The sequence below is a fragment of the Ancylobacter sp. 3268 genome (assembly GCF_031456575.1).
Taxonomy (GTDB): domain Bacteria; phylum Pseudomonadota; class Alphaproteobacteria; order Rhizobiales; family Xanthobacteraceae; genus Ancylobacter.
Genome location: NZ_JAVDUX010000010.1, coordinates 41,660 through 60,210 on the forward strand (window position 1 = coordinate 41,660; position 18,551 = coordinate 60,210).

14 protein-coding genes are annotated in these 18,551 nt (G+C 69.4%); 6 read left to right on the top strand and 8 right to left on the bottom strand.

Annotated elements, in window-relative coordinates; translation table 11 throughout:
• Positions 1 to 2: 2 nt before the first annotated feature.
• The 3 genes from glp (at position 3) to J2X65_RS15000 (ending at position 2,552) form a co-directional block, all read left to right on the top strand.
• A complete protein-coding gene (gene glp / locus J2X65_RS14990; RefSeq protein ID WP_310202390.1) occupies positions 3 to 1,253 on the top strand; it encodes a gephyrin-like molybdotransferase Glp in 1,251 nt (416 codons plus the stop codon).
• Between the two features lie 58 nt (positions 1,254 to 1,311).
• Positions 1,312 to 1,698 (top strand): oxalurate catabolism protein HpxZ, encoded by a 387-nt coding sequence (hpxZ, locus tag J2X65_RS14995; protein ID WP_310202392.1) that lies wholly within the window; start codon positions 1,312 to 1,314, stop codon positions 1,696 to 1,698.
• Between the two features lie 155 nt (positions 1,699 to 1,853).
• Positions 1,854 to 2,552 (top strand): GntR family transcriptional regulator, encoded by a 699-nt coding sequence (locus tag J2X65_RS15000; RefSeq protein WP_310202394.1) that lies wholly within the window; start codon positions 1,854 to 1,856, stop codon positions 2,550 to 2,552.
• 14 nt (positions 2,553 to 2,566) lie between these two features.
• Here the strand turns inward: J2X65_RS15000 and atzF are convergent, their stop codons facing one another.
• Positions 2,567 to 4,396 carry an allophanate hydrolase gene (atzF, locus tag J2X65_RS15005; protein WP_310202397.1) on the bottom strand — a complete coding sequence of 610 codons (1,830 nt, stop codon included), beginning with the start codon at positions 4,394 to 4,396 and terminating at the stop codon, positions 2,567 to 2,569.
• 201 nt (positions 4,397 to 4,597) lie between these two features.
• Between atzF and lexA the strand changes: the two genes are divergently transcribed.
• On the top strand, positions 4,598 to 5,320 hold the full coding sequence (gene lexA / locus J2X65_RS15010) for a transcriptional repressor LexA (RefSeq protein ID WP_310202399.1): 723 nt from the start codon (positions 4,598 to 4,600) through the stop codon (positions 5,318 to 5,320).
• Positions 5,321 to 5,534: 214 nt separating this feature from the next.
• Here lexA and J2X65_RS15015 read toward each other — a convergent pair whose 3' ends face one another.
• On the bottom strand, positions 5,535 to 7,886 hold the full coding sequence (locus J2X65_RS15015) for a ComEC/Rec2 family competence protein (protein ID WP_310202401.1): 2,352 nt from the start codon (positions 7,884 to 7,886) through the stop codon (positions 5,535 to 5,537).
• A 134-nt stretch (positions 7,887 to 8,020) separates the two neighbouring features.
• On the opposite strand from J2X65_RS15015, the gene gltX reads away from it, so the two are divergent.
• A complete protein-coding gene (gene gltX / locus J2X65_RS15020; protein WP_310202403.1) occupies positions 8,021 to 9,457 on the top strand; it encodes a glutamate--tRNA ligase in 1,437 nt (478 codons plus the stop codon).
• A gap of 248 nt (positions 9,458 to 9,705) precedes the next feature.
• Complete coding sequence (gene gltA, locus J2X65_RS15025; RefSeq protein WP_310202405.1) at positions 9,706 to 11,016, top strand: citrate synthase; 1,311 nt, start codon at positions 9,706 to 9,708, stop codon at positions 11,014 to 11,016.
• A gap of 448 nt (positions 11,017 to 11,464) precedes the next feature.
• Here gltA and lpxB read toward each other — a convergent pair whose 3' ends face one another.
• The 6 genes from lpxB to bamA all read right to left on the bottom strand — a co-directional run bounded on the left by lpxB (position 11,465) and on the right by bamA (position 18,381).
• Entirely contained in the window at positions 11,465 to 12,637 is a 1,173-nt protein-coding gene (gene lpxB, locus J2X65_RS15030) for a lipid-A-disaccharide synthase (RefSeq protein WP_310202407.1), read from the bottom strand.
• Entirely contained in the window at positions 12,634 to 13,524 is an 891-nt protein-coding gene (locus tag J2X65_RS15035; protein ID WP_310202409.1) for a UDP-2,3-diacylglucosamine diphosphatase LpxI domain-containing protein, read from the bottom strand. The genes lpxB and J2X65_RS15035 overlap by 4 nt, the downstream gene beginning before the upstream one ends.
• A complete protein-coding gene (gene lpxA, locus J2X65_RS15040; protein ID WP_310202762.1) occupies positions 13,499 to 14,329 on the bottom strand; it encodes an acyl-ACP--UDP-N-acetylglucosamine O-acyltransferase in 831 nt (276 codons plus the stop codon). The genes J2X65_RS15035 and lpxA overlap by 26 nt, the downstream gene beginning before the upstream one ends.
• Positions 14,329 to 14,805 carry a 3-hydroxyacyl-ACP dehydratase FabZ gene (gene fabZ, locus J2X65_RS15045; protein ID WP_310202411.1) on the bottom strand — a complete coding sequence of 159 codons (477 nt, stop codon included), beginning with the start codon at positions 14,803 to 14,805 and terminating at the stop codon, positions 14,329 to 14,331. Before fabZ ends, lpxA begins: the two co-directional genes overlap by 1 nt.
• On the bottom strand, positions 14,802 to 15,887 hold the full coding sequence (lpxD, locus tag J2X65_RS15050) for a UDP-3-O-(3-hydroxymyristoyl)glucosamine N-acyltransferase (protein ID WP_310202412.1): 1,086 nt from the start codon (positions 15,885 to 15,887) through the stop codon (positions 14,802 to 14,804). Before lpxD ends, fabZ begins: the two co-directional genes overlap by 4 nt.
• Before the next feature lie 100 nt (positions 15,888 to 15,987).
• Entirely contained in the window at positions 15,988 to 18,381 is a 2,394-nt protein-coding gene (bamA, locus tag J2X65_RS15055) for an outer membrane protein assembly factor BamA (protein WP_310202414.1), read from the bottom strand.
• Positions 18,382 to 18,551: the final 170 nt, after the last annotated feature.

Consider the following 18,551-nt stretch of genomic DNA (forward strand, 5'->3'; position numbering starts at 1 on the left):
CCATGGCGAAGCCCGCGCTGATGCCGGTCGAGGAGGCGCTGGAACTCCTGCTGTCGCAAGCCCGAACGCTGCCGGCCGAGACCGTGCCGCTCGACGCGGCGCTGGGTCGGGTGCTGGCGGCGCCGGTAGTGTCGGGACGCACCACGCCGGGCCGCGACGTCTCGGCGATGGACGGCTATGCGGTGCGCGCCGGCGACGCCACGCTCGGCGCGGTGCTGGAGGTGGCGGGCGAATCCGCCGCCGGCCGGCCCTATGCCGGCAGGCTCGGGCCGGGACAGGCCGTGCGGCTGTTCACCGGCGCGGTGGTGCCGGACGGCGCCGACGCGGTGGTGATCCAGGAGGACACGTCGCGCGACGGCGCCCGCATCCGCATCAACGAAGCGGCGACGCCGGGCCGGCACAGCCGCAAGGCCGGCGGCGACTTCCGCCAGGGCGAGACGGTGCTGAAGGCCGGGCACCGGCTCACCGCGCGCGACCTCGCGCTCGTCGCCGCCTGCGATCTGGCGCAGGTGGAGGTGTCCCGGCGCCCGCGCGTGGGCCTGCTTTCCACCGGCGACGAGCTGGTGCGGCCGGGAATGGGCGCGCAGGCGCATCAGGTGATCCTCTCCAATATCTATGCGGTCGGCGGCATCGCCAGGCGGGCCGGCGCCGACGTGAGCGACCGCGGCATATTGCCGGACCGGATGGAGGCGACGCGCGAGGGCATCCGCGCCGCACGCGACGCCGGGCTCGATGTCCTCGTGACCTCCGGCGGCGCCTCGGTCGGCGACCACGACCTCGTGGCCCCGGCGCTCACCGCCGAAGGCGCGACGCTGGCGGTGCACAAGATCGCGCTGCGGCCGGGAAAGCCACTGATGTTCGGCGGTTTTCCCGCTGCGCAGGGGATTGGCACCCATGCTTTCGACAGCCACGTGCTCGGGCTGCCGGGCAACCCGGTCTCGGCCTATGTCTGCGCCCTGCTGTTCCTGCGCCCGCTGCTGCGGCGGATGCAGGGCGAGGCCGGGGTCGGCGGGCTGGAGCTGGTTGCGGCCGAGCTTGCGGTCGATGTGAAGGCCAACGACCATCGCATGGACTTCATGCGCGCCGAGATCGTCGGCCACCACGCCGGAACAGCTTTGGTCCGGCCGATGCCGGTGCAGGATTCCTCGATGCTGAGCCTGCTCGCCCGCGCCGGCGCGCTGCTGGTGCGCCGGCCGCACGCCACCGCCGCCAAAGCGGGCGAGCCATGCGAGATTCTGCCGCTGGAGGATTGACCCCGCGCCGCTGAGGCTGTGTGCTGGCCGACGGCAAGATGCGAGGAATCTCAGGGCGATGGACATCAATATCCCGGACGTGCTGGCCGAAGTCGAGGCGGCGTTCGCCCGCTACGAGCTGGCGCTGACCAGCAATGACATCGCCGCCCTCGACGATCTTTTCTGGGACGATCCGCGCACCATCCGCTTTGGCGGCGGCGAGAACCTCTACGGCATCGCGGCGATCCGCGCCTTCCGTGCCGGCCGCTCGCCGCACGGGCTGGAGCGGAGCCTCGACGGCACGGTGATCACCACCTATGGCCGCGACATGGCCACCGCGGCGACGCTGTTCCGCCGTGCCTCGGCCCCCGGCAAGGTCGGCCGGCAGATGCAGACCTGGATGCGGACCGCCGGGGGATGGAAAGTCGTCGCCGCCCATGTCAGCCTGATCGCCGACCCGGCATAAGCGCCGAATCCGTCTCCAACCCGTGCACCAGCCTGCCGTGAACCCTATAGCCTGCCGTGAGCCGATGATCCGTTCCACCGCTCTCCTCGCCGCGCATGATGCCCTCGCGCCCGTTCTCGCGGGCCCGTTGCCGCGCGCCGGCCGGCGGAGCTGACATGTCGCTTCCCGACAGTCCTGTCGCCGTCGCCGCCCCGACCGGAGCGCCCCGGCTCGGCCGCAAGACCCGCGCCGAGGATATTCGCGAGCAGGTCGCCGACGAGATCACCCGCGGCCTGCTGCCGCCCGGCACGCTGCTGGACGAGAGCGCGCTGGCGGCCCGCTTCGGCGTGTCGCGCACGCCGGTGCGCGAAGCCATTCGCGAGCTCGCCGCCTCCGGCCTGATCGATGCCCGCCCGCATCGCGGCGCCATCGTCGCCCGGCCGAGCTTCGAGCGGCTGCAGAACATGTTCGAGGTAATGGCGGAGCTGGAAGCGCTGTGCGCCGGGCTCTGCGCGCAGAACATCGCCCCCGCCGAGCGGCGGCGGCTGGAGATGCTGCATGCCGAGATGGGCGAGATGATGCGTCTCGGCGATTTCGCCGCCTATCGCGAGGCCAACGAGCAGTTCCACACCTCGATCTATGCCGGCGGCCACAACGACTATCTGGTGGAGCTGACGCTGGCGACGCGGCAGCGGCTCTCGCCGTTCCGCCGCGCCCAGTTCCGGGCGCTGGGACGTCTCGCGCTATCGCATCAGGAGCATGACCGCGTCGTCACCGCGATCCTGCGCGGCGACCGCGACGGCGCGGCCGCGGCGATGCGCGACCATATCTCCATCGTTCACGACGCATATGAGAAATACGCGCAACTGATCTGATAATACTGGGCTTTCTACTCCGCCGCCGGAATGCCGGCCGCCTGCCGCTGCCGCTGCTCCTCGGCGAGGAAGTCTCGCCAGCCGCCGAAGCCGGTGATGTCGCGCGCATCGCGCGCCGCCACCGCCTCCAGCGCGAAGCCCTTCACCCGGCTGCCGTCCTCAAGGAGGATGGTGGCGATGCCGAGCGGCGCCGGGATGGCGTCGACGAAGCGGGCGAAGGCCTCGGCCGGCAGCGCCCAGATCTCGCATTCGATCGACGCGCCGGTGCCGGCCTCGACGCGCAGCAGGCCGGGCCGGCGCACCCGTCCCTCGGGGAGCGCGTAGAACCGGTAGTCCTCGCTGGTGCGGGCGCGGCGCATGAACACGCCGCCCGCTTCCAGCAATTCGCCATTGAGCGGCAGGCCGGAAAGATGCGCGCCGAACAGCGCGATCTCGTGATAGCCGGCGCCGGCGCGCGGGGCGGCGGGCGGCAAGGGCGGCAGCTTCTCGCCGGTGGCGCCCATGGGCAGATCGGTCGAGGCATGGAAGGCGGAGGCCAGCGCGGCGAGGTGCGCATCCCGCCCGGCGCCCGCCAGCAGGGTGACGCCGACCGGCGCCCCGTCCGGCCGCAGGCCCGAGGGCACGGCGATGCCGCACATGTCGAGCAGATTGACGAAATTGGTGTAGACGCCGAGATGCGTATTGAGCCGCACCGGATCGGCCAGCATCTCCTCCACCGTGTAGACCGTCGGCATGGTCGGCACCATCAGCGCATCACAGCCGGCGAGGCTGACGCGGGTGCGCGCCGCAAGTTCGACGCGGCGGTAATGGCCGCGGAAGGTCTCGACCGCGGTGCGCCGGCGTCCCTCCTCGATGATGGTCCGGACCACCTCGTTGAACGCTTCCGGCTTCGCCTCGAGAAACGGACCGACCGCGGCATAGCGCTCGGCGACCCACGGCCCCTCATAGAGCAGCTTGGCGGTCTCGTGGAACGGCTCCATGGCGATCTCGACGAGGCGGGCGCCGAGCGAGGTCATGCGGGCGATGGCCTGGGCGAAGGCCGCCTCGGCCTGGCGATCGCCGAAGAACACCCGGTCCTCCGGCCGCGGCACGGCGATGCGCGGCGCCACCGGGAAGGCGCCCGGCGTGCCGAGCGGCAGCGGCCGCGAGAACGGATCGGCCTCGTCCGGCCCGGCCATGACCCGGAGCGCGGCGAAGGCGTCGTCGACGGTGAGGCCGAACACCGAAATGCAGTCGAGCGTGCGGCAGGCCGGCACCAGACCGCTCGTCGAGACCAGGCCGAGGCTCGGCTTGATGCCGACAATGTTGTTCAGCCCGGCGGGGATGCGCCCCGAACCGGCGGTATCGGTACCGAGCGCGAAGGCCACCAGCCCCGCCGCCACCGCCACGCCCGAGCCCGAGCTCGAGCCGCCCGGCACCAGATCGGCGCGCACGGCATTGCGCGGCGTGCCATAGGGCGAACGGGTGCCGTTCAAGCCGGTGGCGAACTGATCGAGATTGGTCTTGCCGATGACGATGGCGCCGGCCCGCCGCAGGCGCGCGACGGCGGTGGCATCGCGCGCGGCGACATAGGCGAAATCCGGACAGGCGCAGCTGGTTGGCAGCCCGGCGACGTCGATATTGTCCTTCACCGCGAACGGCACGCCATAGAGCGGCAGGCTCGACGGATCACGCCCCTCCAGCGCCGCCACCTGCTCGGCGAGCGCCTCGCGCCCGAACAGCGCGGTGAAGATCGACGGATCGGCATGCCGTTCGATCCGCTCCAGGCAGGCGGCGACGGTGCGCGATGGAGTCGAGCGGCCGGAGCGGTGCGCATGGAGAATGTCGGCGATCGTGGCAGGCAATGCGGATCTCCCAATCAAGCAAGAAGCCAAATCTGCGTATCACTTAGGCAATGACCGTGACATTGCATACATTAGCGGGAGCCCATCATCGCGTCGACCGCTTAGGGCTTTATTTACCGATTGTGGAACACAAAAAGAACGGATAGTGTTTGTTCGTGATTTGTTTCATTTTGGCTGCCCGCCGGGGATGGACCTGCGCTGATGCTCACCCGCAAGCAACACGAACTGCTCCGCTTCATCAATGAACGCCTGAAGGAGAGCGGCGTACCGCCCTCTTTCGAGGAGATGAAGGAAGCGCTCGACCTCCGGTCCAAATCCGGCATCCACCGGCTGATCACCGCGTTGGAGGAGCGCGGCTTCATCCGCCGGCTGCCAAATCGCGCGCGGGCGCTGGAAGTGATCCGCCTGCCCGAGACGGTGCAGGCGATGCCGAAGCCGGCGGCTTCCGCCCAGCCCCGCAACTTCGCACCGAGCGTGATCGAGGGCAGCCTCGGCCGCTCCCGCCCTGCCGCGCCGCCGCCGGGCGACGACGAGGCGATGCGGCCGATCCCGGTACCGGTCATGGGCCGCATCGCCGCCGGCTCGCCGATCTCCGCCATACAGTCGCCGAGCCAGACCATTTCCATGCCGGCGGAGATGCTCGGCGGCGGCGAGCATTTCGCGCTGGAGGTGCGCGGCGATTCGATGATCGAGGCCGGCATTCTCGATGGCGACCTGGCGCTGATCCGCCGCGGCGACACCGCCGAGACCGGTTCGATCGTGGTGGCGCTGATCGATGACGAGGAGGCGACGCTGAAGCGGCTGCGCCGCAAGGGAGCCTCCATCGCCCTGGAAGCGGCCAACCCGGCCTATGAAACCCGCATTTTCGGGCCGGACCGCGTGCGCATCCAGGGGCGGCTGGTCGGCTTGTTCCGCCGCTACTGAGCCTCACCGCCGGCGGACCAGCGTTTTGACGGGGCGAAGCTGCGCCGTGCCGGCGGCGGCGCAATGCTTCCGACACATCGATGGTCCTGAATCCCGGCGCGGGGACCGGGTGGCCGGTGACACCCCTGCGGATTTCGCGCTTGAGCGCTTTCGGTGAACCCGGTTCACCGGGAAGGCTCCTGCTCTTTGTTTCGGCGCCGTTCTTTTCGCAGAATCACGGCGCAGTCTTGCGGAAATAGCTCGAGGATCCCGGGAGCCAGGGGCGCGCGCCATCCGGCGGGCGGGCATCGATGCGGCGCCAGCCGCCGTCCGGCTCGAGCAGGAAAGCGGTCCCGGCCCCCTCGCCCGCCCGGTCGAGTTGCACCACCTCGGCGGCGCAATCCGCCGGCGCCGTAAAGCGTGTCAGCACCAGCGCGGCGCGGCGGCAGTCATCCGCCAGCGCGGCGCGGTCGAGCGGATAGGCGACGAGCCGCCCGTCGCGTGCCGGCAGGACGCAGCCAAGTGCATCGCATCGGCCGGTCGGCGCTCCCGGCGCCGCCGATCTTGCCGGCGACTGCGCCGCATCTACCGCCGGGGCGGCGTGCCCCGGCGATGAGGCGGGCGCCGCTCCCGCCCCCTTGCCGCGCAACCCTTCGGCCGAGAGCCACTGCTCGGCGGAAAACCGCTCGGCAAGGCCCTTGCGGCGATCGCCCATCAGCGCGAGCTGCCCGTCCGGCCCGCGCACGGCCACGGTCCGCGCCTGCGCGTCGATCAACACGTCGGGAGGGCGGGCGGCGGCGAGCGGCCAGATGGCCGCCGCCGCAAAGACCACCGCCACCAAAGCGAGCCGGGTGCGCAGCAGGCAGGCGGCGAGAAAGGCGAAGGTGATCAGCGCCAGGCTGGCGAGCGGCATGGCCCGCACGCCGCCATCGGCGCCGGGCAGCGCCGCCACGTCGCGGGCGATGGCGTTCATGGCATCGATGCCCCAGCCCATCACCCGGAACGCCGGCGCCTCCCAGCCGAAGGGCATGGCGAGCGTGCCCATCAGCCCGGCCGGCATGATGACGAAGCTGACCAGCGGCGTCGCCGCAAGATTGGCGACAAGGCTGAGGGGCGCCAGGCGCTGGAAGTGATAGGCGGCATAGGGCGCGGTGGCGAGGCCCGCCGCCAGCGAGGTGAGCGCCAGCGCCGCCAGCCAGCGCGCCGGGCCGGATGCATACCACGGCACCCGGCCGGCGCCGGCGGCGATAAGGCGACGGCCGCCGCGCTCATAGGCAACGACGAGTGCCAGCGTAGCGGCGAAGGACATCTGCGCGCCGGGATCGAGGATCGCCCAGGGCGCGAGCGTCAGCACGATCAGCGCCGCCAGCGCCAGTGTGTGCAGGGTGAGCGCCGGCCGTCCGAGCATCACGCCGCACAGCACCAGCAGCGTCATCACATAGGAGCGCTGCGTCGCCACCTCGGCGCCTGACAGCAGCAGATAGTAGGTGGCGGCGGCCAGCGCCGGAACCGCCGCCCAGGCCTTGATCGGCCGGCGCAGCGCCAGCCCCGGCCACAATGCCAGCAAGGCGCGGGCGAGGAAGAACACCGTCGTCGCCACCAGCGCCATATGCAGGCCGGAGATCGAAAGAATGTGCGACAGGCCGGAAATGCGCATCGCCTCCTCCAGCGGCTCGGGCACCTGGCCGCGAATGCCGGTGACCAGCGCCACCGCCACCCCGCCCGCCTCTCCCGGCAGCACCGCGCGAATGCGCGCCGCGATCGCCTGCCGGCTCGCCTCCAGCCAAGTGGCAAAGGCAAGCCGCAGATCCGGCGCGGCCGGTGCCGGCGTCTCCCGCCATTTGCCGACCGCATAGCCGGTGGCGCCGATGCCCTCGAACCAGACGGCGCGGCCGAAATCGAACCCACCGGGATAGGCCGGCCCGGGCGGCGCGGCGAGATCGGCCCGCACGCTCACATGCGCCCCGACCGGCGGCGGGCTGGAGGAGGCCAGCGCGATGCGCACCCGCTGCGGCGCCACCTCGGGCGGGCGGTCGAAGCCGGTCACCTTCAGCACGATGCGGCTGCCGCGCGGCCGCAGTTCGGCCTGCTCGACGCTTCCGCTCACCGCGACGCCGGCGAGTGGCGCCGCCAGCACCGGATGGGCGATGCGCTGCACCTGCAGGCTGGCGACGCCGAAGCCGGCGGCGAGCGTCGCCGCCAGCGCCAGCGCATAGAAAGCGAAGGGCCGCGCCCGCGCCGCCAAAGCGAGCCCCAGAAAGACGGCGAACGCCACCGGCCCGGCATAGGGCGAAGGTTCGGTCGCGGCGCCGAGATAGAGCGCGATGCCGATGGCGAAGCCGACGGGGACGAACAGCGAGGCGCGCCGGTCCTCGACCTCCTGCGCCAGCATCGCCCCCAAAGCGGCGGCGAGCCGGGCCGGCAGCGGATAGGGGTTGCGGCCCGCGCGGGAGAACGAGGCGTCGGCGAAAGGCGTGCGGCCGGAGACGGCGTCGCGCGGCACGGCCGCGGCCGTCGCCGGCGAGGCGATCGCCCGCGCCCCGGCGTCCGCGCGCGACTTTGCGTCCGCTCCGCCCCTGCCCGCCATGCCCCCGCATTTCCCCCGCGCCGGCGGCCGGCGGCCGCACGGCGGCTTTTCCCCGCTCGCGCTCCTATGGTACACGCACGCATCCCGACCGCTACCGCCCCGCGCAAAACGCCCGGCGACGACACGGAAAGCCGATGTCCGACACCGTCATTACCCGCTTCGCCCCCTCCCCGACCGGCTTCCTGCACATTGGCGGCGCCCGCACCGCGCTGTTCAACTGGCTGTATGCGCATGCCAAGGGCGGCAAGATGCTGCTGCGCATCGAGGACACCGACCGCCAGCGCTCCACGCCGGAGGCCATCGAGGCGATCATCGACGGGCTCACCTGGCTCGGCATCGACTGGTCGGGCGACACCATCTACCAGTTCGCCCGCGCCGAACGGCACCGCGAGGCGGTGCAGCAGATGCTCGATGCCGGCCACGCCTATCCCTGCTACGCCACCGCGGCGGAGCTGGAGGAGATGCGCGAGACCGCCCGCAAGGAAGGCCGCGCGCCGCGCTATGACGGGCGCTGGCGCGACCGCGACCCCGCCGAGGCGCCCGCCGGCGCCAAGCCGGCGATCCGCCTGAAGGCGCCGACCGAGGGCGAGACGGTGATTGACGACCTGGTGCAGGGCCGCGTGGTGTTCCAGAACAAGGAGCTGGACGACCTCGTGCTGCTGCGCTCGGACGGCACGCCGACCTATATGCTCTCCGTGGTGGTGGACGACCACGACATGGGCGTCACCCACATCATCCGCGGCGACGATCATCTCACCAATGCCGCCCGCCAGACGCAGATCTACCGCGCGCTCGGCTGGGGCGTGCCGACCATGGCGCATATCCCTTTGATCCACGGCTCGGACGGCGCCAAGCTTTCCAAGCGCCATGGCGCGCTCGGCGTCGACGCCTATCGTGCCATGGGCTACCTGCCGGCCGCGCTGCGCAATTATCTGGTGCGCCTCGGCTGGAGCCACGGCGACCAGGAGATCTTCTCCACCGAGGAGATGATCTCCCATTTCGATCTCGACCGCGTCGGCCGCTCGCCGGCCCGGTTCGACTTCGCCAAGCTGGAGAACATCAACGGCCACTATATGCGGGCGACGCCGGACGCCGAGCTGCTGGCCGCCATCGACCAGCTGCTGCCGCATCTGCCCAACGGCGCCGCGATCGCCGACGCGCTCACCCCCGAGCGCCGCCGACAGCTGCTCGCCGCCATGCCCGGCCTGAAGGAGCGCGCCAAGACGCTGGTCGAGCTGATCGACAGCGCCGGCTACATCGTCAAGCAGCGTCCGCTCGACATGGAGGACAAGGCCAAGGCGCTGCTGACCGACGACGCCCGCGCCCTGCTGGCGAGCGCCCATGAGGCGCTGGCGGCGACGCCGGACTGGACCGCCGCCGGCACCGAGGCGGCGGTGCGCACCGTCGCCGAGGCCAAGGGCGTCAAGCTCGGCGCCATCGCCCAGCCGCTGCGGGCCGCCATGACCGGACGAACCACCTCTCCCGGCATCTTCGATGTGCTGGCGGTATTGGGACGCGACGAGTCGCTGGCGCGCATCGCCGATCAGGCCACCGTCCCCCGGGCAGCCTGAAGGGCTTACGACGAAGTGTTGATGCAGGTGCGAAATCGATCAAACGCCCTGCCGTTACTGGATTTCGATGTTATCGCACTACCGTGTCCGCTGCGCTTGCGAGCACGGATCGAAACCGTTACGACTTTACGCGTCCAGCCACTGGGGAGCATAGAAGGCCCCTCGGAAACGGCTGCCGCACAACAAGGCGAGAACCCCCGCCGACGCGCTCCGCTTCGTTCGGTCCATTGACTCCAGGGAGACCCCGCATGGACGCCATCAACGGCACTTCCGCGAAAACGGCCACACTGACTATCGGCGACAAGAGCTGGGAACTTCCGATTCTGAACGGCACGATCGGGCCGCAGGTCGTCGATATCGGCAAGCTTTACGGCCAGACCGGGATGTTCACCTACGATCCCGGCTTCACCTCCACGGCGAGCTGCGAGAGCCAGATCACCTATATCGACGGCGACGAGGGCGTGCTGCTCTATCGCGGCTACCCGATCGAGCAACTGGCCGAAGAGGGCGACTTCCTCGAGACCTGCTACCTGCTGCTGTATGGCGAACTACCCACCGCCGCCCAGAAGGCGGATTTCGACTACCGCGTCACGCGCCACACCATGGTGCATGAGCAGATGAGCCGGTTCTTCCACGGCTTCCGCCGCGACGCCCACCCGATGGCGGTGATGGTGGCCTCGGTCGGCGCGCTCTCGGCCTTCTATCACGACAGCACCGACATCTCCGACCCGCAGCAGCGGATGATCGCCTCGGTACGGATGATCGCCAAGATGCCGACTCTGGCGGCGATGGCCTACAAATACACCATCGGCCAGCCCTTCGTTTACCCGCAGAACGAGCTCGACTACGCCTCCAACTTCCTGCGCATGTGCTTCTCGGTGCCGTGCGAGGAGTACAAGGTCAATCCGGTGCTTTCGCGCGCCATCGACCGCATCTTCACCCTGCACGCCGATCACGAGCAGAACGCCTCGACCTCCACCGTGCGCCTCGCCGGTTCCTCCGGCGCCAACCCCTTCGCCTGTATCGCCGCCGGCATCGCCTGCCTGTGGGGGCCGGCGCATGGCGGCGCCAACGAGGCGGCGCTGAAGATGCTCGGCGAGATCGGCTCGGTGGAGCGCATCCCCGAATTCATCAAGCGCGCCAAGGACAAGAACGATCCGTTCCGCCTGATGGGCTTCGGCCACCGCGTCTACAAGAACTACGATCCGCGCGCCAAGATCATGCAGAAGACCTGCCATGAGGTGCTCGGCGAGCTCGGCATCAAGGACGACCCGCTGCTCGACATCGCGGTGGAGCTGGAGCGCATCGCGCTGCAGGATGAATATTTCGTCGAGCGCAAGCTCTATCCGAACATCGACTTCTATTCGGGCATCACGCTCCGCGCCCTCGGATTCCCCACCTCGATGTTCACCGTGCTGTTCGCTCTCGCCCGCACCGTGGGCTGGATTGGCCAGTGGAAGGAAATGATCGAGGATCCCGGCCAGCGCATCGGCCGCCCGCGCCAGCTCTACACCGGCGCCACCCGCCGCGACTACGTGCCGATCGCCCGCCGCAAGTGAAAGTGGTCCATCCGGGCCGGCTCGGCATCGGAACCTGACGAAAGGACATCCCCGCCCTCCCCAGAAGGGCGGGGATTTTCGTTTGTGCCCCCGCCATCTCGCGAGGCGGGCCGCGATACGCCCGCGCGCGCTCTTCCCCCGCGCCGGCGCCTCCCGGGGGTGCCGGGCGCGCGCCTTCCATGAGGGGCACCTCTGTCGTCCGCGCCTTCCACCTGCCGCCGACCCATGCGGGAGGAGATGGAACGAGGCTTGGAGCGGCCGAGGACCATCTCGGGGCCGGTGAGGCGGCAGCGTCGGGCGGCTCGAGAGGGCAAGAAAACAGCCGGCTATTGTTTTTCGGCGATATTGACCGGCCGCATCGAGCAAAATCAAGATCCTGGGCTACACAGCCGGCTACGGAAGATCCGTCCGGTCATGTTTTTGCTCGATGAAAGTCCCGGCCGGCTTTTCAGCCGCGCCCGGCCCGCATGGTCTCCAGCACCGCGGCGGCGGCGCGGCGGCTCGGCTTGTCGCCTTCCACCCCCATGATGGCGTCGAGGCGCGAGAAGGCCGCGAGCTGAGCCTGGCGTTCCTCGCCGCCGGCGATGAGGCGCGCAAGCTGGGCCGCCATCGTCGGCGGGTCGATATGCCATTGCAGATATTCCGGCATCGCCTTCTCCGACAGGATCAGGTTCGGCAGGATCGCCGTGGTGATCTGCAAAAGGAAAGGCGCGATCCGTCCCTCCAGCCAGCCGATGCGATAGGCGGCGACGGTGGGAATGCCGGCAAGCGCCAGTTCCAGCGTCACCGTGCCCGAGGCCGCGAGCGCCGCCCGGGCACTACGGAACGCCGCCAGCTTCTCCTCCTCGCCGACGACGATGCGCGGCTGCACCGGCCAGCCTGCCACCATCTCGCGAACCTGCGCCAGCCGGCGCGGCAGGGTCGGCAGCACCAGCTCGACATCCGGGATCTCCTGGCGCAGCAAATCGAGCACCTCGCCGAAGGCGACGCCGAGGCGCGCGATCTCGGCGCGCCGGCTGCCGGGCAGCACCAGCACCCGCGGCGGGGCCGCCTCGCGGCGGGCGGCCTCCTGCGGATCGGGGCGCAGCCGGTCGATCTCGTCCAGCAGCGGGTGGCCGACATAGGTCGTCGGCGGCCCGCCGAACCTGGCCATCGCTGCCGGCTCGAAGGGCAGCACCGCGAGCACCCGGTCGACATCCGGCTTCATCGCCCGCGCCCGGCCCGGCCGCCACACCCACACGGTCGGCGCGACATATTTGACGATCGGCAGGTCCGGCAGCCGCGCCCGTACCTTGCGGGCGACACGATGGGTGAAATCCGGCGCGTCGATCAGCACCAGCACGTCGGGGCGCGCCGCCACCACCGCATCGGCGGCATCGCGCATGCGGCGCAGGATCCGCGGCAGGCCGGCAATCACCTGGCCGAACCCCATCGCGGTGATATCGTCGATCGGGAAGATCGAGCGGAGGCCTTCCGCCTCCATGCCCGGACCGCCGACGCCGAGAAAGGCGATCTCCTCGCCGGCCAGCGCCCGTAATTCGCGCATCAACCCGGCGCCAAGGACATCCCCGGATTCCTCGCCGGCGATGAGAAAGATGCGACGCGGCGCGCTCCCGGTCATGTCGCGCCTGCCGGTTCGAAGCCGTAGACGAACAGGCCGGCGGCATCCGCAGCGGCGATGATGGCGGGAAGGTCGGCAGCGATGACGCCGCCCGCCTCGACCGCGATGCCGGCCAGCCCGGCCCGCGCCACGCCCTCGACCGTCAGCACGCCGAGCGAAGGCAAGTCGAAGCGGCGGTCCTGGTCGATCTTCGGCACCTTGACCAGCACGCCGGACGCGGTCGGCGCGCGGACACGGCCGTTCTCGCGCAACTCGGCACAGCGGCGCAGCATCAGGTCGGTGCCCTCGGCGGCCTCGACCGCCACCACATGGCGGTTGATCACCACCACGCCCTGGCCGATATCCAGCGGCCCCATCGTCGTCAGTGCCCGGCGGCCGATCTCGATGTCATCGAGCATCGCCCGGTCGGGAGCCTTGCGGCCGAGCCGGCCGGCCGGCACCAGAATGTCGGGGGCGACCTCATGCGCGCCGAGCAGGCGGAACCCGTCCCGCTCGAACAGCCGGCCGATATTTGACAGCAGGTGGTTGTCGCCGCCGCGCAGCATGCCGACGATGCGCGGCAATAATCGTACCGTCTGCCAGTCGAGCTTGATGTCGCGCAGGCGCGGGCGCAGCACGTTGCCGATGAACACCACGTCGCGGCAGCCGCGCCGTCGCAGCTCCGCCTTCAGCTTGCCGTACTGGCCGAGGCCGATCCACACATGCGGGAAGGCCGCGACACCGGGATCGGCGTGGCCGCGCAGCGCGAAGATCTGCACGGATCGCCCGGCCCGGCGCGCCGCGTGAGCCACCGCCAGCGGAAACGCCCCGCCGCCGCACAGAATGGCGAGCGGCTCGCCGCCGGCCTCGGCCGGGGCGGGATCAGTCCGCGTGGGACTCGACGCCATGATCGTCGGCATCGGCGGGAACCGTGAGGCGGCGCTTGCCGGCGCTACGGACGAAAGCGACGATCCGCATGACATTGGCGTCTTCTTCGAAGCGCTCCGCCACACGGTCGGTGCGCTGGGCGAGCGTGCCGGCGCCATAGAACAGTTCGCGATAGGCGTCCTGCAGCTGGCGGCGCTGCTGCAGCGACAGGCCGCGACGTTTCAGCCCGGTATAGTTGAGCGACCGCAGCCCCGGATGTCCCTCCATCATCAGGCCGAACGGAATCACATCGAAATGCACGCCGCACATGCCGCCGATCATCGCGCCATCGCCGATGCGGGTGAACTGGTGCACCGCGGCGAGCCCGCCGATGAACACGTTGTCGCCCACCGTGACATGGCCGGCCAGCGTCGCATTGTTGGCGAACACCACCCGCTCGCCGATCACGCAGTCATGCGCGACGTGGCTGCCGACCATGAAGAAGCCATGCGCCCCGACGCGGGTCTCCATGTGGCCGCCGGCGGTGCCGATGTTCATCGTCACATGCTCGCGGATGATGCAGCCCTCGCCGATGACCAGCCGGCACGGCTCGCCCTTATAGTGCACCGATTGCGGCGGCAGGCCGAGCGAGGCGAACGGGTAGACCTCGGTTCCCGCGCCGATCCGGGTGTGGCCGCCCACCACGACGTGCGAGACGAGGCGCACGCCGGCGGCCAGCTCGACATTGGGGCCGACGGTGCAGAAAGGACCGATCTCGACGCCGTCGCCGAGCACGGCGCCGTCCTCGACGATGGAAGTCGGGTGAATACGCACGGAGGACCCCATCACTTGCGCCCGCCGTCGTGGGCGATCATCGCGCCGACCTCGGCTTCGGCCACCAGCTGACCGTCCACCTTGGCCTCGCCACGGAACCACCACATGTTGCGACGCTTGGCGATCTGCATCATGTGGTACTCCAGCACGTCGCCCGGCACCACCGGCCGCCGGAACTTCGCCTTGTCGATGGTCATGAAATAGACCAGCGACGGCTTGCCGCCCTCGGCACGCTGCAACAGGCAGACGGCCCCCGCCGTCTGCGCCATGCCCTCGAGGATGAGCACGCCGGGCATGACCGGATTCTCCGGAAAATGGCCCTGGAAATGCGGCTCATTGGCGGAGACGTTCTTGACGCCGACCGCGCGCTTGTCACCCTCGATGTCGACGATCTTGTCGACCATCAGGAACGGGTAGCGGTGCGGCAATACGGCGAGGATCTTCAGTATATCCGCAGCGCCGAGTGTGGTGGCGGCCTGTTCGCTCATGGGTTCTTCCGTCCTTCGTCCGCGCTCCGCCCGGCGCCGCGATCGGCCCGGGCAAGGCGCTGGATCGCCATCACTTCCCGGAACCAGTCCCGCATCGGCTGTGCCGGCGAACCGCCCCATTCGACGCCCGGCGGGACGTCGTCCTTCACATTGCTGGTGGCCGCGATCTTCGCCCCGTCGCCGATGCGGACATGGCCGATCACCCCGACCTGCCCGCCCAGCACCACGAAATCGCCCAGCGTGGCGCTGCCGGCGATGCCGGTCTGGGAGACGATCACGCAATGCCGGCCGATCACCACGTTGTGGGCGATCTGCACGAGATTGTCGATCTTGGTGCCCTCGCCGATCACCGTGTCGCGCAGGCCGCCGCGATCGACCGTGGTCGAGGCGCCGATCTCGACGTCGTTCTGTACGATCACCCGGCCAATCTGCGGCACCTTGGCGTGGCCGCCGGCACCGCCGACATAGCCGAAGCCGTCCTGGCCGATGCGCACCCCCGGATGCAGCACCACCCGGTCGCCGAGCAGCGCGTGCAGCACGCTCGCCCCGACACCGATGGTGCAGTCGCGGCCGATGCGCACCCCCGGCCCGATCACCGCGCCGGCGGCGACGATGCTGCCGGCGCCGATCTCGGCGCCCGGTCCGATCACCGCGCCAGGATCGACGGTGACGCCGTCCTCCAGCCGCGCCTGCGGGTGCACCACCGCGCCGGCCGCGACGCCGGACTGGCCGAACACCGAGGCGGGACGCAGCGAGGCGGGATAGAGCGCGCGGGAGATGGCGACGAAGGCCGCATGCGGCCGCTTCACCACCACCGGCACCACGCCGGCCGGCACCGAGCCCAGGAAGCGTTCGCCGATCAGGCAGAAACCGGCGCGGGTTTCGGCGAGCGCCGGCACGAAGCGGGCCCCGTCCATATAGCTGATGTCGCCGGGGCCGGCATCTTCCAGCGAGGCCACATCCATGACCTGCCGCGCCCCGTGCGAGGGGTCGGAGAATTGCCCGCCCACCAGCGCGCAGAGCTCTTCGAGGGAAAAGCTGCGCACCGGACGGTGAAAGATCGGATCAGCCGCTGACTGCATCGTGCCGGATATGCCTGTCGTCCAATGAACCGACGGCCCGGGGGGAGCCGGGCCGTCGTAATCCGCCAAAGATATGGCCGCCAATGATCGGGCGTGGACCTCAGAAACGGGTGCCGCCGCTGAAGCGGAACGCCTGTTCCTGGTCGTAGAACTCCTTCGACAGCACCCAGGCGTAATCGAAGCGCAGCGGGCCGAAGGGCGACTTCCAGATCAGGCTGACGCCGACCGAGGAGCGGATGGAGTCGCTGTCGGCGACGCAGACATTGTTCATGCCCTTGGTCGAGGAGCCTTCAAGCGCGCTGCAGTCCACCAGGTTGTCCTGCCAGCCGGCGATGTTCTCGAAGGTGGTGTTGCCCTGGTAATCCCACAGCGAACCGGCATCGGCGAACAAAGCGGCCTTCAGACCCACTTCCTTCGGCAGGAAGGACAGCGGGAACTGCAGTTCCGCCGTGGTGCCCCAGTAGAGCGTGCCGCCAAGCGCATCCGGATCGGAACCATCCAGGCCGGACGCCAGGTCGCGCGGACCGATGCCGTTCGACTCGAAGCCGCGGACCAGGTCCGGGCCCTTGAAGAAGTTGTCGAGGATGCGCAGGTCCTCGCCGCCCCAGGAGGAGACATTGCCCGCCTGTCCGCGCAGCATCAGCACCACGTCGCCGAACACCGGCAGATACCAGCGCGCATCGAAGGTGGAGCGGATGTAGTTCACATCGCCACCGAGGCCGGCGAGGTCCTGCTTGAACTCCAGCAGGTAGCCGTTCGTCGGGTCGATGTTGTTGTCCAGCATGTTGTAGCTGAGCGTGTAGCCGATCGCCGAGGTGATCGCCGGGTCGTTGTTCACCTCGAGCAGCGCCCAGGAGATCTGACCATAGGTGGCGATGTCGTCCTCATCGATCGAGATCTCCTTCTGCGACAGGGTGTAGCGCAGGCCGAGGGTCAGCTCGTCGGTGAGCGGCAGGCCGACGCGCAGCGTGCCGCCGCCCGTCGTGGTGTTGTACGGGCTGTAGCTGCTCGAATCGGTCTCGCGATAGGAAAGATCGAAGCCGGCCGCGATGCGATAGTCGAGGAAATAGGGCTCGGTGAAGTTGAAATCGATGCCCTGGACGTTCTCGCCGAGCGTGCCGGCGAGGCGGACGAACTGACCACGACCGAGGAAGTTCTTCTCCGAGACCGCCACTTCGCCGATGAAGCCGTCCGAGCTGGAATAGCCGCCGGAGATGGAGAACTCGCCGGTGGGCTGGTCCTCGACCTGCACGACCAGGATCACCCGGTCCGGCGCCGAGCCCGGCTCGTTGGAAATCTTAACGTCCTTGAAGAAGCCGAGATTGCGCAGGCGGCGCTCGGCGCGATCGACCAGCACGCGGTTATAGGCGTCGCCCTCGGCGAGATCGAACTCGCGGCGGATGACCCAGTCGCGGGTGCGGGTATTGCCGCGGATTTCGATGCGCTCGATATAGACGCGCGGACCCTCTTCCACCGCGAACACCAGCGAGATGGTGCGCGCCTCGGGGTTGCGGTCGCCGCGCGGACGGACCTGGGCGAAGGCGTAGCCGCTCTTCGACACCTCGATGGTGGCGTTCTCGACCGACTTCTCGACCAGCTCGGCGTTGTAGACCTGCCCCTTGGCCACACGCAGCGCGGAACGGATGCGAGCCGGGTCGACGTCCTTGATGCTGGAGACGACATCGACGGTGCCGACGCGGTACTGCTGCCCCTCGTCCAGCACATAGGTGATGACGAAGCCTTCCTTCTTGCGATCGAGGTCGGCGGTCACCGACACGATGCGGAAGTCGGCATAGCCGTTCTTCAGATAGAAGCGGCGCAGCAGCTCCTGGTCGGAATTGATGCGGTCGACGTCATAGACGTCGGTATTCTTCAGCCACGACAGCCAGTTGGACTCGGTGGTGGTCAGCTCGTCCTTGAGCTTCCAGTCGGAGAACGACTTGTTGCCGACAAACTTGATCTCGGCGACGCCGAGCTTCTCGCCCTCGGTGATCTCGAACACCAGATCGACACGCCCCTGGCCGCGATCGATGGTCTTCGGCTCGACGCGCACGTCGTAGCGGCCGGCGCGGTGATAAACCTCGATGATGCGCTGGGTATCGGCCTGCACCGTGGTCTTGGAGAACGGCGCGCGGGCCTTGGACTGCACCTCTCCGGCGAGCTGCTCGTCCTTGACCTTCCTGTTGCCCTCGAAGGCAACGCGGTTGATCACCTCGTTCTCCTCGACGCTCACCACCAGGCGACCGCCGCGATTGGAGACGCGCACATCGGAGAAAAGGCCGGTGGCGTAGAGCGCCTTCAGGCCCTCGTCGATCTTGGCGGGCGTCAGCGGCGGCGTGCCGAAATAGGAACGGACCGTCTCCGCGTCGACGCGACGATTGCCCTCGACAATGATGGAATTCGCCGTCTGCGCAACGGCGCTAACAGGCGCGACAATGGATCCGGCAACCCCTGCCACGGCCACCAGGGCGACGATGCCCAGGACCGAAGACATCTTACTCACGAACCGGACACTTACAGCCATTTGGTGCGCAACCTTACCGTTGTTCTGACGCCGGCACCGCCCACGCAAGCGAAGGCAGGCGCGATCTTTCACCCAGCGCTCCGCTTGTACAAGCTTTTGCCAGGCCTGCAAACGAAGCTCCCGTCGCCCCATCGCCTTTT